Raw genomic sequence first — 14,962 nt, 5'->3', positions numbered from 1 at the left:
CCCCATCGTCCTGCTCGCCCTGCATCTGACTCTTTCCGGAGACCTATCTCATGCGATCACATCGGAAGCGCCTCGGATTCGGCCTCGCCGCCGCCGCGGTGCTGTCCTCTGGCCTCGTCGCCGCGCCGACCACGGCCTCGGCCAACCCTGCGGGAACCGCCCTCGTCATCAACGAGGTGTACGGCGCCGGCGGCAACAGCGGCGCGCTCTACAACGCCGACTTCGTCGAGCTCTACAACCCCACCAACGCCGCACTCCCGCTGAGCGGCCTGCGGCTGCAGTACCGCTCCGCCGCCGGCGGCGTCGGCGGTACGGCGACCCTCACCGGCTCGGTCCCGGCCAAGAGCACGTTCCTGATCCAGATGAGCGCGGCGGGCAGCACCGGCGCGGCGCTGCCGACGCCGGACCTGGTCGCCTCGCCCGCGATCGCGATGGCCGCCGCGGGTGGCCAGACGATCCTCGGCACCGCCACGACCTACGGGTCGGGCAACCTCGCCGGGGCGGCCACCGTCGTCGACATGGTCGGCGCCAGCGGCTCGACCAGCTTCGAGGGCTCGGCGGCGGGGACGGCGTCCGCGACGGTCTCGCTGAACCGGTCGGCCGGTGCCGACACCAACGTGAACTCGGCGGACTTTAGGACCGCGGCCCCCACCCCCACCCGCTCCGGCGGCAGCGGGAACCCCGACCCGGAGCCCGGCACGGTCGTCCCGATCGCGCAGATCCAGGGCACGAACGCCACGGCCTCGCCGATGACCGGCCAGACCGTGACGACCGAGGGCGTCGTGACGGCGTCGTACCCGAGCGGGGGCCTGAACGGCTTCTACCTGCAGACCGCGGGCACGGGCGGCGGCACCGACGCCACCCCGGGAGCCTCGGACGCGATCTTCGTCTACGCACCGAGCGGCACCAAGCCGGCCGTGGGCGCCTCGGTGCGCGTCACCGGTGCGGTCAGCGAGTACTTCGGGCTGACCCAGGTGACCGCGACCACGGTCGGCACCGTGACCCCGGCGCTGGCCGCGGTCACCCCGCTGGCGATCGCCTACCCGACCACCGAGGCCGCCCGCGAGGCGCACGAGGGCGAGCTGCTCGCGCCGACGGACACCGACGTGGTGGTGTCGAACACCTACGGCATGAACACCTTCGCCGAGATCGGCCTGGCCACCGGCGGCAAGCCGCTGCTGCAGCCGACCGACGTGGCGGACGCGCAGAACGCCTCCGCGATCGCGGCGGTCACGTCCGACAACCTCGCCCGGGGCGTGATCCTGGACGACGGCTCGAGCACGAACTACTTCACGAGCGCCAAGGACACCCCCCTGCCCTGGCTGACCCAGAGCGCGTCGGTGAGCATCGGCGCGTCGGTGACCTTCACCGGGCCGGTCATCCTCAGCTACGGCTTCGACGCGTGGCGCTTCCAGCCCCAGAGCCAGGTCACCGGCACCGGCGCGGACGTGGCGACCTTCTCCGACGTCCGCGCGGCCAACGCGAACCCGCGGAACGTCGGTGGCGACGTGAGGATCGCGACCTTCAACGTCCTGAACTACTTCCCGACCACCGGCGAGGAGTTCGTGTCGAACGGCGGCAGCTGCACCTACTACACCGACCGCGCCGGCAACCGGATCGCCAACAACACCTGCACCCCCGACGGTCCCCGAGGCGCGGCGAACGCCGTCAACCTGGAGCGCCAGCAGGTCAAGATCGTCAAGGCGATCAACAGGCTCGGCGCCAGCGTCGTCTCGCTCGAGGAGATCGAGAACTCGGTCAAGCTCGGGAAGAGCCGCGACTTCGCGCTGAACACGCTGGTCACCGCGCTCAACGCCGCGGCCGGCCCCGGCACCTGGGCGGCGGTGGCGTCGCCGACCACGCTGCCCTCGACGGCCGAGCAGGACGTCATCCGCAACGCCTTCATCTACAAGCCCGCCGAGGTCAGCCTGGTCGGCGCCTCCCAGGTGCTCGTCGGCGCGAGCGCGTTCGACAACGCCCGCGAGCCGCTGGCCCAGGCCTTCAAGAAGGTCGGCGACGCGGACGCCGACGGGTTCGCGGTCGTCACCAACCACTTCAAGTCCAAGGGCTCCGGCACCGACGACGGCACCGGCCAGGGGGCGTCCAACCCGGATCGCGTCGCCCAGGCCGAGGCCCTCGCGACGTTCGCCGAGAACTTCGCCCAGGACCGGGGGGTCACGCCGCTCTTCCTCGCGGGCGACTTCAACTCCTACACCGAGGAGGACCCGATGCAGGTCCTGCGGGGTGAGGGCTACGTGAACCTCGCCGCGACGTACGAGCCCGAGGTCGACACCTACAGCTTCGACGGCCTCGCCGGCTCCCTGGACCACATCCTCGCGAACGGGGCCGCCGCCGACCTGGTGAGCGGCGCCGACGTGTGGAGCATCAACTCCTCCGAGCCGATCGCCTACGAGTACAGCCGCTACAACTACAACGTCAACCAGCTCTACTCCAACGACCACTACCGGGCCTCCGACCACGACCCGATCGTGGTGGGCCTGGACCTGGCCGAGCCGGTCGAGACGGTGGACGTCAACCTGCTCAACATCAACGACTTCCACGGTCGCATCGACGCGAACACCACGAAGTTCGCGACCACCGTCGAGCAGCTCCGCGCCGCGGCGGGTGCGGACAGCACCCTGTTCCTCTCCGCGGGCGACAACATCGGCGCCTCGCTGTTCGCCTCGGCGACCCAGAAGGACCAGCCGACCCTCGAGGTGCTCAACGCCCTCGGGCTCGACGTCTCCGCGGTCGGCAACCACGAGTTCGACCTGGGCTTCGCCGACCTCACCGGTCGGGTGAGCGACGAGGCGGACTTCGACTACCTGGGGGCCAACGTCTACCTGAAGGGCACCACGACCCCGGCGCTGCCGGAGTACCGCACCTTCGAGGTGAACGGCGTGAGCGTCGCCGTCGTCGGCGCCGTCACCGAGGAGACCCCCTCGCTGGTCTCGCCGGCCGGCGTGGACACGATCGAGTTCGGTGACCCGGTCGCCGCGGTGAACCGGGTCGCGGCCCGGCTCAGCGACGGCGACGCCGCCAACGGCGAGGCCGACGTCATCGTGGCGGAGTTCCACGAGGGCGCCGGCGCGAATCTGCCCGACACCGCCACGTGCGCCGACGAGATCGCTGCGAACACCGTGTTCGGCGACATCGCCCGCAACACCGCCGCCACCGTGGACGTGATCCTCACCGGTCACACCCACAAGGAGTACGCCTGCGCCGGCCCGGTGCCGGGCTCGGCCACGAAGACCCGGCCGATCCTGCAGACCGGCTCGTACGGCGACAGGATCGGCCAGGTCCAGCTGGAGGTCGACCCCGTCAGCGGTGACGTCGTGAGCTACACCCAGCGCAACGTCGCCCGGGTCGCGACCGAGGACCTGAGCCTCCCGGCGGTCGCCGAGGTCAAGACCATCACCGACGCCGCCCTCGCGCACGCCGCGGTGGTCGGGAACCAGCCGGTCGGCACCATCAGCCGCGACATCACCACCGCCTACGCGGGCGGCTCGTTCACCGGCGGCACCTACGCCGGGGGCACCCGGGACGACCGGGCCTCCGAGTCGGCCCTGGGCGACCTGGTCGCGCAGGCGCTGAAGGACGGCGTCTCGCAGTTCGCGACGCCGGACCTCGGCATCACCAACCCCGGTGGCCTCCGCGCCGAGCTCCTCCACGCCGGCGACACCGCCACCAACCCGGCCAACACCAACGGCGTGGTCACCTTCGCCGAGGCCAACGCGGTGCTGCCGTTCAACAACACGGTCGCGGTCGTGCAGCTCACCGGCGCCCAGCTGAAGGCCGTCCTGGAGCAGCAGTGGCAGACCAACCCCGACGGCACCGTGCCGTCGCGGCCCTACCTGCAGCTCGGCCTGTCCGAGAACGTCCGCGTCACCGCCGACCCGACCCGGGCCGCCGGCCAGCGGATCACCTCGGTCCGCATCGACGGTCAGCTGCTCGACCCGACCCGGACCTACACCGTCTCGACGCTGTCGTTCCTGGCCGCCGGTGGTGACAACTTCCGGGCCTTCCAGCAGGGCTCGTACGTCGACACCGGCCTCCTCGACGCCCAGCTGTGGCGGGACTACCTGGCGGCGAACTCCCCGGTCAGCCCGGACTTCGCGCGCCAGCAGGTCGAGGCCCCGGGCCTGCCCGCGTCGGTGACGGCCGGCCAGGCCGTGTCCTTCTCGCTGGCCAAGCTCAACCTGACCTCCCTCGGCGCCCCGGCGAACGAGCGGGTCCGGGTGTTCCTCGCCCAGGGCGAGGAGCGGCGCAGCATCGGCACCTACGCGGTGTCCAACGGCAGCGCGACCGTGGCCTTCACCGTCCCGGCCGGCCTGGCCGGGAGCTGGGAGGTCGGCCTCGCCGCCGAGCCGTCCTCGACCCGGGTCGGGGTCGGCGGTGCGGTGCCTGCGGCTCCGTCGATCGCCGGCAGCGTCACCGGTGACGGGGGTGTCCCGGTCGCGGGCGCCTGCGTCTACCTCTACACCTCGCGCTCGGCCGCGGCGGCGTCGTACGCCACCTGCACCGACGCGAGCGGCGCCTACTGGATGAACGTCGGTGCCGGCGAGTACCACGTGGCCGTCGCGGACCCGACCGCGTCGTACCAGACCACGTGGCGCGAGGGCACGGTCACCGTCGGGGCGCCGCTGACCGGGATCGACGTGGTCCTGGAGCGCCCGCTCACCACCCGCATCTCCGGCTCGGTCACGAACCGGACCAGCGGGGCCGCCCTCGGCACCGTGTGCGCCTTCACCTACGAGGACGGCGTCTCGACCGCCGCCGCGTACGCGTCCTGCACGCTGGCCGACGGCAGCTACTCGATCGACGGCCTGGAGACCGGCGGGTACGACGTCGCGTTCTTCGACACGACCGGGGCGACGAACACCCAGTGGTGGACCGGCAGCACGGGCGGCGCCCCGGCGCAGTCCGGCGCGACCGCGGTCGCCCTGGCCACTCGGGCCTCCACCGCCGTCGCGGACGCCGCGATGTCGGGCGAGACCACCGGCGTCGTCTCGGGCCGGGTCCTGGCCGCGAACGGCTCGCCGCTGGCCGGGGTGTGCGTCTACCTCTACACCAGCGCCGCCGGCCCGGCGTCGTACGGCACCTGCACGCAGGCCGACGGCACCTGGTACCTCGGCGGGGTCGCCCCGTCGGCGCATTACAGGGTCGGCTTCGCCGACCCGAGCGCGTCGTACGCGACGCAGTGGTGGACCGGCAGCGCGGCCGGTGCGCCGTCGTACGCCGGTGGCGCCGTGATCGGGCCGGTCACCGCCGGCCAGACCACGGGCGGCGTCGACGCCACCCTGCAGCCGGTCGGCTGACCGACTGCTTCACCCGGCTCCCGACCCGGTCGGACCGCACGGTCCGGCCGGGTCGGGAGACCGCCGTCCAGCCGGTGCCGTGCGGCCGGTTCCCGGACGTCGTCCGTTCACCCGGGCTCGCCAGCATCCCGCCGGGATCGGGCCCCTCTCACCGCCCTGCTCGAAAGGCCTCTGATGTCCGCCACCCTGACCGACGCCCCGGTCACCCGCCCGGCCTCGTCGCCCCGCCCGCTGCGCCGTCGGGCCCGTTCGGCCCTGGTCGGCGCCACCTCGCTGCTGGTCCTGCTCGGTGGGCTCCTCTACGTCGTGGCCCCGGCCACGCCCACGCTGGACGCGAGCTTCGGCGAGATCGCCGGCGACGCCCCGCACGTCGACGAGGAGCTGGGCGTCGAGTACTCGCTCGCCGCCGCCGAGGTCGCCCGCACGAAGCGGAGGAACAAGCAGACCTTCTACGGCTCCGTGCAGAGCGCCGGGGTGCCGGTCAGCAACGCGCGCCTGGTCGTGAAGGGCGTGCAGAAGAAGACCCGCAGGTACCGCGCCACGGTCCGCATCGGCCGTGTCGGCAAGGCCTTCCGCGCCCGGACCCGGCTGGTGCCCGGCCGCTACCGGGTGACCATCACCCTGAAGGCCGCAGGCCGCACCAAGAGCGTCAGTCGGACCATGACCCTGCGCAACAACCGCTCCTACCGGGCGTCGGTCCGGGTCCGCGAGAGCGGCATCGTGACGATGCTGCCGGTGACGAGCTACTGATGAGCAGCCTCTTCCCCGTGGCCGAGCCGACCCGTCGGGTCGGCGTCGTCCTGGGCACCCGGCCGGAGGCCGTCAAGCTCGCGCCGCTGGTGGTCGCGCTGCGGGCGTCGGCGCACTACGAGCCGGTCGTCGTCTCGACCGGCCAGCACCGCGACCTGCTCGCCCCGCTGCTCGGCTTCTTCGGCGTCCAGCCCGACCTGGACCTCGACCTGATGCGGGCGGGGCAGAGCCTGGCCGACCTGGCCGGCCTGGCCACCACCCGGATCGGGCAGGCGATCGAGGACCTCGGCCTCGACCTGCTCGTCGTCCAGGGCGACACCACCACGACCCTCGCGGGCGCGCTGGCCGGCTTCTACCACCGGGTCCCGGTGGTCCACGTCGAGGCCGGGCTGCGCACCGACGACCGGCTCTCGCCGTACCCGGAGGAGGTGAACCGGCGGGCGGTCACCCAGCTCGCCGACCTCCACCTGGCCCCGACCGACCGGGCCGCCGAGCGACTGCTCGCCGAGGGCGTCGACCCCTCCCGGGTGCTGGTCACCGGCAACACCGTCATCGACGCGCTCTTCGAGACCGTCCGGCGTCGACACCCGTACGCCGGCCCCGACGCGGCGGCGCTCGCCGACGCGGAGGGGGCCGGGCGGCTGCTGCTCGTCACCGCCCACCGCCGGGAGTCGTGGGGCGTCGGGCTCGACGGGATCGCGGAGGCGGTCGGCCGCCTGGTCGACGCCCACCCCGACCTCACCGTGGTCTTCCCGGTGCACCCCAACCCCCTCGTCCGGGAGCCGGTACGACGCCGCCTCGGCGGGAGCGACCGGGTGCTGCTGGCCGAGCCGCTGGACTACCCGTCGTTCGTCCGGCTGCTCGCCCGGGCCGACCTGGTGCTGACCGACAGCGGCGGCATCCAGGAGGAGGCCTGCTCCCTGGGCCGGCCCACCCTGGTCGCCCGCGACACCACCGAGCGGCCCGAGGGGATCGAGGCCGGCGGGCTCCGACTCGTCGGCACCGACCCCGCCCGGATCGTCGCCGAGGCGACTCGGCTGCTCACCGACCCGGCGGCGTACGGCGCGCTCGTCTGCCGCTCGCTGCCCTTCGGCGACGGGACCGCGTCCGCGCGGGCCGTCGCCGCGCTCGACCTGCTGTTCCCCGTCCCGCTCCCTGGCCCTCTCGTTGACCTGGACTCCCATGCGACCCCTGCCTGACCACCTGTCCCCGACCCGCTCCCTGCGCATTCGGACCGCGGCCGGCCTGGCCGCGCTCGCGCTGCTCGCCGTACCTCTCACGGCCTGCGGGGGCGACGCCTCGTCGACCTCGGCCGACCCGGCGGCGACGCCGAGCGGCCCGCCGGTCGCCGGCGCGTCCGCGTCCGCCGACGGAGGTGCCGCGGCGCCCGCCGATCCCGCACCGTCCGCGGTCGGCGGCTCCGGTGAGGGCGGCTCCGGCTCCGGCTCGGGCGAGGGCAAGAGTGGGAGCAGCGGCGAGGGTGCCGGCTCCGACGGTGGCCCCGCCACGACCGGCGGGGGCGGCGGCAAGAGCGGCTCCGGCCCGGGCGCCGGCGGCTCGGGTGGGGCCGACGGCGGCACGCCGGACGGACCGGCTGCGGACCCGAACTCGCCGTTCGTGGTCGCCGCGACCGCCGTCGCGGCCCGCAGCCGCGACCAGGTGACGCAGCTGCACGCGATGGGCGTGGCCACTACGGGGCAGGGCGGCCTGCCGGCCGACCAGCTCCCCGCTCTCGGCGCGAACATCCGCGGCGAGCTCGGCCGGCAGATCGACGACGCGTCGATGCTCCCGCCGCCCGCCGACAGCCCCGCCGCGAAGCTGGTCGGCGCGCTCGAGGTGTACCGGACGCTGTCCGGGCGGCTCGCCGACTGGAAGCCGAGTGGCGCGGCGCTGCCCGCGGCCTGGTTCGCCCGGCTGCAGGCCAACGACCGGGTGTGGAAGGCGGCGCTGCGCGACCTGGGCCGGCTCTCCGAGCAGGATCTCCTCGCCGACCTGGCACCGCTCGCGATGCCGAGCTGAGGGCCGTCGTGACCATCGACCTGACGGTCGTCAGCTGGATCGTCGCCATCGTCGTCTGCTACTACTTCGTCCTCTTCGTGGCCAGCTGGGCGCGCCGCCGCCCGCCGGCCGACCCGGACGTCCGGCCGCTGATGGTGCTGCTCGTCCCCGCCCGCAACGAGGAGTTGGTCCTCGACGGCACCCTGGCCGCCCTCACGACGCTCGAGTACGACGGGGGCCACCGCGTCCTGGTCGTCGACGACGCCTCCACCGACGCGACCCCGGTGATCGCCTCGGCCTGGGCGGCGCGCGACGACCGGGTCCGCACCAGCCGGCGGGTCCCGCCGGAGGCGGGCCAGGGCAAGAGCGAGGTGCTCAACCACGCCCACCGCCTGGTCGGGGAGTGGCTCGAGGCCGGCGACCCGTGGCTCGAGGGCCGGGCGCCCGACGACATCGTGCTCGTGATCGTGGACGCCGACGGCCGGCTGGAGAAGCACGCGCTCACCGCGGTGGCGCCGTACTTCGGGAACCCTCGGGTCGGCTCGGTCCAGATCGGCGTCCGGATCGCCAACGCCGACGCGAACGCGCTCGCCCGGATGCAGGACATCGAGTTCGTCGGGTTCAGCTGGCTCGTTCAGATCGCGCGCGACTGGGTCGGGTCGTCGGGCCTCGGCGGCAACGGCCAGTTCACCCGGCTCTCGGCCCTGCGCGGGCTCGGCGCCGACCCCTGGCAGCGCGGCGCGCTCACCGAGGACCTCGACCTGGGCCTGCGGCTCGTCGAGGCCGGGTGGCGCACCCGATTCTGCCACCTCACCTACGTCGACCAGCAGGGCCTCACCGCCTGGCGGCCGCTCATCCGGCAGCGCACCCGCTGGATCCAGGGCCACTACCAGTGCTGGCGTCATCTCGTCCCGCTCGCGCGAGCGGGCCGGACCCCGCTCGTCGCCCGGCTCGACCTGATGCTCTACCTGGTCCTCGTCGTGACGGTGATGCTGGTGTCCTACACGGTGCTGGTCGGGCTGCTCGGCGCCGCCGGCCTGGTCCAGGTGACCAACGACTTCCTGCTCTGGGTGCCGTACGGCGTCCCGCGCCGGCTGGTCAGCCTGCTGCTGTCGGTGCTGCCCGTGATGGTCTTCCTCGGGACCTACCAGCGGCACAGCGCCCACCCGTTCCGCTGGCACCAGGTCCCGGCCGCGGCCCTGGCCTTCACCTGCTACGGCTACGTCTGGTTCTTCGTCTCCGTCCGCGCGCTCGGCAACCTGGCGCTGCGCCGCAACGCCTGGGTGAAGACCCCGCGCCTGGCCGCCTGAGTCGGTCCTGTCCTCCCGGTCGACGGCAGCGTCGCCGTCGCCGGGTCCTGCCCTGTCCATCCCGTTCCCGAAGGAGCAGTCGTGACCTCACGACACCCCGGCCGCCACGCGTGGCGCCGGATCGCCGCCGTCGCGCTCGGCGCGGCGGTCGCCGGCAGCATGCTGGCGTCCCCCGGCCAGGCCGCCCCGGCCCCGGCACCAGCCGCCGCGGCCGCCGCGGACCCGGTCACCGTCCCGGCCGCCGACATCCTCGACGTCGACTTCGCCGGCGGCAAGGCGGTCGACCACTCGCCGAAGGCCCGCACCGCGACGACCCGCAACACGGTCGGCTACCCGACCGACAGCACCCTCGGGAAGCAGGTCATGAAGGTGGCCTCGACCGGGACCACCACCGCGACCAACAGCGGCCTGGTCTTCGACATCACCGACGCCTGGTACCAGTCGCCGAACGTCAAGACCGCGGCCACCTTCGAGTGCCTGCTCCGGATGGACGGCTCGGCGATCCCGACCACGCCGGAGCAGGACTTCTGCTCGGGCAAGCAGACCGGCGGGTTCGGCATCTACGCCAGCGCCGGGAAGCTCGGGATCATGGGCTACATCGGGTCCGGCTACGTGACGGTGGAGACCAGCGGCGTGGCCGCCGGCACCTGGCTCGACGTCGTCGGCGTCTACACCGGCACCGAGCTGCAGCTCTACGTCAACGGCGTCCTGGCGGCCTCGAAGCCGACCTCCGGCGCGGTCAAGGTGCCGGTCTTCACGGGGAGCAAGGGCTACTGGGCCCTGGGCGCCGACGCGAACGCCGCCGGCCTCGCCGAGCTCGGGGCGATCGGCTCGATCGCCGGCGCCCGGATCTGGGGCAGCGCCCTGAGCGCCGAGCAGGTCACCGCCCTCGCCGAGTCCCGCGGGCTCCTGGGTGGGGCCCCGGCCCCGCAGGAGTACGACGAGCTGAGCGCCGACGTGCTCGACGTCGACTTCGCCGACGGCACCCCGACCGACCGCGCCCAGAACCTCGAGGCGACCACCTGGGGCACCCCGGCCGTCACCGACGACCCGGTGCTGCGCCGCAAGGTCGCGAGCTTCGACGGCGTCGACGACGCGTTCTCGTACCCGTTCTCGGCCCAGTGGTCGAAGCTGACCGCGGGCGTGACGGTCGAGTGCGTCTTCCGCCACGACGGTGTGCTGAGCGGCGAGCACGACCTGTGCTCGAACCTGCAGACCGGCGGCTACTCGATCATGACCTCGGACGCGAAGGCCCAGTTCCTGGCCTACGTCGGCGGCGCCTACGTCACCCTGTCGGCGCCGGTTCAGAACGGCGTCTGGTACCACGCGGTCGGCGTCTACAACGGCCAGGAGGTCAAGCTCTACCTCAACGGGGAGCTGGTCTCCCGGGCCAGCGTCTCCGGCGCCATCGGGCTCCCCGGCAGCACCGCGCGCAACTGGGTGATCGGCGGCGACTCGGCCAGCAGCAACGGCATCGAGAAGCTGGCGCCGGCCACGATCGCGCGGTCCCGCGTCTACAGCAAGCCCGCGAGCGCGACCCTCGTGCAGGCCCTCAGCGCCGCGACCTTCGCGGGCGCCAGCACGAACGTCGAGCTGACCTCGTCGGTCCCCGCGGCCGACGCGCACCTGACCTCGGCGGTCCGGTTCCAGCCGAACTTCACCCACCCCGGCAACGCCCGCGGGTGGACCTACACGCTCGACGGCGCCGCCGTCGTGCCCGGGCAGAAGATCGGCGCGGGCCTGGGCGCCGGCGCGCACGAGATCGTGATCACCGCGACCGACGTCCTGGGCGCGCGCCGTACCTGGCGGATCCCGTTCACCTCGGCCGACATCCCGACCACCGGCGACTCCGGCACCGAGCAGGGCAGCGGCAAGGTCACGCTCTCGACCACCGCGACCCGCCCGGGCGGCGGGGACGTGACGACGACCTACTACGTGGCGACCCCGACCGTCGCCGAGGGTGGCATCCAGGGCTCGGTGCCCGTGCTGCCGTCCGCGCTCTCCTTCACCTACACCGACGGCGGCACGGTCGCGGGCTCGATGCTGCCCGACGGCGAGACCGCGGCCAGCCCGGCCAGCGAGGCCATCCCGTTCCAGCGCTTCGACGTACCGGCCACGCAGACGCGGGGCCAGGAGCTGCTCTGGAAGGGCGACGTGGACCCGGCCCGCTCGGTGTCGCTGCGGGCCTGGAACGTCGCGACCGAGGCGTGGGTGGAGCTCGACACCTCGCGCGGCGCGGCCGACGCCCACACGTCCCTCGCGGGTGCGTTCACGGCCGACTTCGTCGACGCGGGCGTCGTGCACGTCCTGGTCACCGGCGCCGACCCGTTCAGCGACGACCTGTCGCCGCGCGACGCGACCGCCGCCGCCGACGAGGACCACTTCGCCGACCGCGACGCGTACGACTTCTCGATGGCCCACTTCACCGACACCCAGTACCTCACCGAGGGGGCGGCCGGCGGCACGTACGACGACTTCGACGGCGTCGCCGAGGCCTCCGACGTCGAGCACGAGGCCGAGCGCCTCGTGTGGGAGCAGGCCTGGTCCAAGTCCGTGCAGTGGATCCGCGACAACGCCGCGGACCGCAAGATCGCCTACACCGCGCACACCGGCGACGTGATCGAGAACGACTACTACGACCCGCTCCTGAAGAACTCCTCCGGCGGCCTGGTCCGCCCGGGCCTCGACGAGCAGGTCGACCGCGAGTTCGCGTTCACCACCGAGGCCTACCGCGGTCTGGACGCGGCCATGCCCAACCAGCTCATCGCGGGCAACCACGACAACCAGCTGGGCCAGGAGACCGGCCCGACCAGCCGGTTCAGCAAGGCGTTCACCACCGAGCGCTCCTACGACGCCGCCGCGCAGTGGCCGGCCGGCCAGGACGCGTCGTACCACGCCTGGGACGAGACCACCGACGCCGACGGCCGGACCACGGTGCGGGGCCAGGACAGCCAGAACAACTACGTGCTGTTCTCGGCCGGCGGCCTCGACTTCGTCGCGGTCGGCCTGTCGTACGGCGTCACCGCGGCCGAGGCGGAGTGGGCCAGCGGGGTCTTCGCCCGCTACCCCGACCGCAACGGGATCCTGCTCACCCACGCCTACCTGACGCCGTCCTCGGCGCCGGACGGGCGGGGCGGCGGCTTCTCGGCCGACGGCTCGCGGCTCTACAACACGGTCGTCGCCGGCAACCCCAACGTGTTCCTGGTGCTCGCCGGCCACGAGCACGGCGTCGCGACCAACGTGAAGACCAACGTCGGCCCGATCGTGGACCAGCAGCACCACGTGGTCGAGCTCCTCGCGGACTACCAGTTCTACACGGTGACGGCCCGCGAGCTGTTCAACCAGGAGCGCTGCCCGACCTGCGTGCGGACCGGCACCGGCATCGACGTGAACGGCGACGGCACCGTCGACCACGCGAACTCGAAGGAGCTGCAGTTCGGCGCGAGCTTCCTGCGGCTGCTGCAGTTCGACGTGGACCGCAGCGAGATGATCGTCGACACCTACTCGCCGTTCCTCGAGAACTTCGGGGCGCGCGAGTACGACGGCCGCGGCCGCTACAACGGCGCCGAGGACAACCTGGTCCTGCCGGTCGACCTGTCGAGCCGGACCACCAGCTTCGCGACCGACAGCCTGGTGCTGCTCACGCCCACCGACCAGGTGATCGGCGCGAGCACCGCGGCGTCCGGGGCCCGGTCCTCGGTCCGGTGGAACCGGCTGGTCCCGGGCCAGGTCTACGCCTGGACGGCGTCGACCAGCGCGGACCCGTTCTCGGGCGAGTTCACCGGCACCTTCGTGGCCACGGCCGACGGCGTCGACACGGCGCCGCCGGTGCTCACGGTGCCGGCGACGTCCACGGTCCCGCAGGGTGGTCCCTTCGACGCGCTCGACGGCGTTTCAGCGCTCGACGCCGTCGACGGTGACCTGCTGAGCCGCGTGGTCGTCAACGGCGACGTCGACCTCGACGTCCCCGGCGAGTACGTCCTCACCTACGGCGTCGCCGACGACAACGGCAACCAGGCCGCGGCGACCCGGACGCTCACCGTCACGCCCGCCCCCGAGCTGCTGCCGACCACGGTCGCCTCCTCGGACGTCCGGGTCACCGTCGGTGACGAGGCCACGCTCACGGCGACCGTCAGCCCGGCGACCGCCACCGGCACGGTGCAGTTCCTGACCGGTGAGGAGGTGTGGTGCGAGGCCGAGCTGGTCGACGGCACGGCGACCTGCACCACGGCGACCCTGGTCGGGCAGGGCACCTTCGAGGTGCGGGCGACGTACCTCGGCAACGCGGAGTACGCCGGGTCGCACGCGACGACGTACCTGGTCGTCGGCGAGCGGCTCCCGGTGAGCTTCACCGGCACCGTCTCCGCCGGGGGCGCCCCGGTGCCCGGGGCGTGCGTCTACCTCTACGCCGGGCGGGACGCGCCGGCCGCGTCGTTCGCCTCGTGCTCGCAGGACGACGGCTCGTTCGTGGTCGACGGCGTCCTGGCCGGCGACTACACGGTCGCCGTGGTCGACCCGTCGGGCCGCTACGCCACCTGGTGGAGCCCGGCCCCGGTGACGGTCGACGAGGAGTCCGGCCCGAGCGCGATCACGCTGACGGTCCCGGCCGCGGGTGCCGTCACGGGAGCCGTCGGCGACGCCTCCGGCCCGCTGGCCGGCGTCTGCGCGTTCGCCTACCCGGCCGACCGCTCCGACGCGGCGGCGTACGCCTCGTGCACCTCGGCGGACGGCGGCTACGGGCTCTACGGCGTCGACGCCGGCGAGTACGACGTCGCGTTCTTCGACCCGTCCGGGGCGCACCCGACCCAGTGGTTCACGGGCGCCGAGGGCGGTGCGGGCAGCCAGTCCGGCGCCGCCGCCGTCGCGGTGGCCGCGGGCGCGGTGGTCCGGGACGTCGACGCGGTGCTGACCGACCCGGCGGTCGGCGTGGTCCGGGGCACGGTCACCGACGCGGCCGGTCCGGTCGCAGGGGCGTGCGTCTACCTCTACGCCGACGCGGCCGGCCCAGCGTCGTACGCCACCTGCACCGACGCGGACGGCGGCTACTGGCTGCCGGTCGCGGAGCCGGGCTCCTACCGGCTCGCGGTCGCCGACCCGGCGGACGCGCACCTCACCCAGTGGTGGACCGGCAGCACGGGCGGGGCCGCGGACTTCGGCGGCGCCGTGGTCCTCTCCGGGCTCACGGGTGGCGCGACCGTCACCGCCGACGCCGTGCTGGCCGTCCCGGTCCGCGGCGGTGTCGCGGGCCGGGTGAGCGACGCGGCCGGCGGGGTCGAGGGGGCGTGCGTCTTCCTCTACGCGCCGGGGACGACCACGTCCGCGTCGTACGCGACCTGCAGCGTGGCCGACGGCACCTACCAGGTGCCGGCCGGTGCCGGCGGCTACCAGGTCGCGTTCTTCGACCCGGCGGCCCGCTACGCCACCCAGTGGTGGACCGGCGTCGCCGGCGGGGCTCCGGCCCAGGCCGAGGCCGTCCAGGTCGACGTCGCCCAGGTGGTCCGCACGGGCATCGACGCCGTCCTGGCTCCGGTGGCCTGAGCAGCACCAGCACCAGCGCGTGGCCCTCGGCCGGGGGAGACCCCGGTC

Annotated in this window: 6 protein-coding genes; all 6 read left to right on the top strand. The window is 73.7% G+C overall.

The features are described from left to right. Nucleotides 1-50: 50 nt before the first annotated feature. The 6 genes from V7S47_RS13270 to V7S47_RS13245 all read left to right on the top strand — a co-directional run bounded on the left by V7S47_RS13270 (nt 51) and on the right by V7S47_RS13245 (nt 14,914). Entirely contained in the window at nt 51-5,318 is a 5,268-nt protein-coding gene (locus V7S47_RS13270; protein ID WP_336561989.1) for an ExeM/NucH family extracellular endonuclease, read from the top strand. Between the two features lie 174 nt (nt 5,319-5,492). Beyond that, nucleotides 5,493-6,068, top strand: a complete 576-nt coding sequence (locus V7S47_RS13265) for a hypothetical protein (RefSeq protein WP_336561988.1) — start codon at nt 5,493-5,495, stop codon at nt 6,066-6,068. After that, nucleotides 6,068-7,267, top strand: a complete 1,200-nt coding sequence (gene wecB, locus V7S47_RS13260) for a non-hydrolyzing UDP-N-acetylglucosamine 2-epimerase (protein ID WP_336561987.1) — start codon at nt 6,068-6,070, stop codon at nt 7,265-7,267. Before V7S47_RS13265 ends, wecB begins: the two co-directional genes overlap by 1 nt. Next, on the top strand, nt 7,251-8,087 hold the full coding sequence (locus V7S47_RS13255; RefSeq protein WP_336561986.1) for a hypothetical protein: 837 nt from the start codon (nt 7,251-7,253) through the stop codon (nt 8,085-8,087). Before wecB ends, V7S47_RS13255 begins: the two co-directional genes overlap by 17 nt. Nucleotides 8,088-8,095: 8 nt before the next feature. Next, nucleotides 8,096-9,376, top strand: a complete 1,281-nt coding sequence (locus tag V7S47_RS13250) for a glycosyltransferase (protein WP_336561985.1) — start codon at nt 8,096-8,098, stop codon at nt 9,374-9,376. 81 nt (nt 9,377-9,457) lie between these two features. Then, nucleotides 9,458-14,914, top strand: coding sequence for a LamG-like jellyroll fold domain-containing protein (locus tag V7S47_RS13245; protein WP_336561983.1), 5,457 nt, complete (start codon nt 9,458-9,460; stop codon nt 14,912-14,914). The last annotated feature ends 48 nt before the right edge of the window (nt 14,915-14,962 follow it).

This window comes from Nocardioides sp. CCNWLW216, from assembly GCF_037120545.1.
Classification (GTDB): Bacteria; Actinomycetota; Actinomycetes; order Propionibacteriales; family Nocardioidaceae; genus Nocardioides; species Nocardioides lianchengensis.
This window is presented reverse-complemented; position numbering and strand designations above follow the sequence as displayed.

Excerpts from the sequence above, each read along its gene's own strand:
- V7S47_RS13270 (WP_336561989.1), top strand. The coding sequence starts at position 51 with ATGCGATCACATCGGAAGCGCCTCGGATTCGGCCTCGCCGCCGCCGCG.
- V7S47_RS13265 (WP_336561988.1), top strand. The coding sequence starts at position 5,493 with ATGTCCGCCACCCTGACCGACGCCCCGGTCACCCGCCCGGCCTCGTCG.
- wecB (WP_336561987.1), top strand. The coding sequence starts at position 6,068 with ATGAGCAGCCTCTTCCCCGTGGCCGAGCCGACCCGTCGGGTCGGCGTC.
- V7S47_RS13255 (WP_336561986.1), top strand. The coding sequence starts at position 7,251 with ATGCGACCCCTGCCTGACCACCTGTCCCCGACCCGCTCCCTGCGCATT.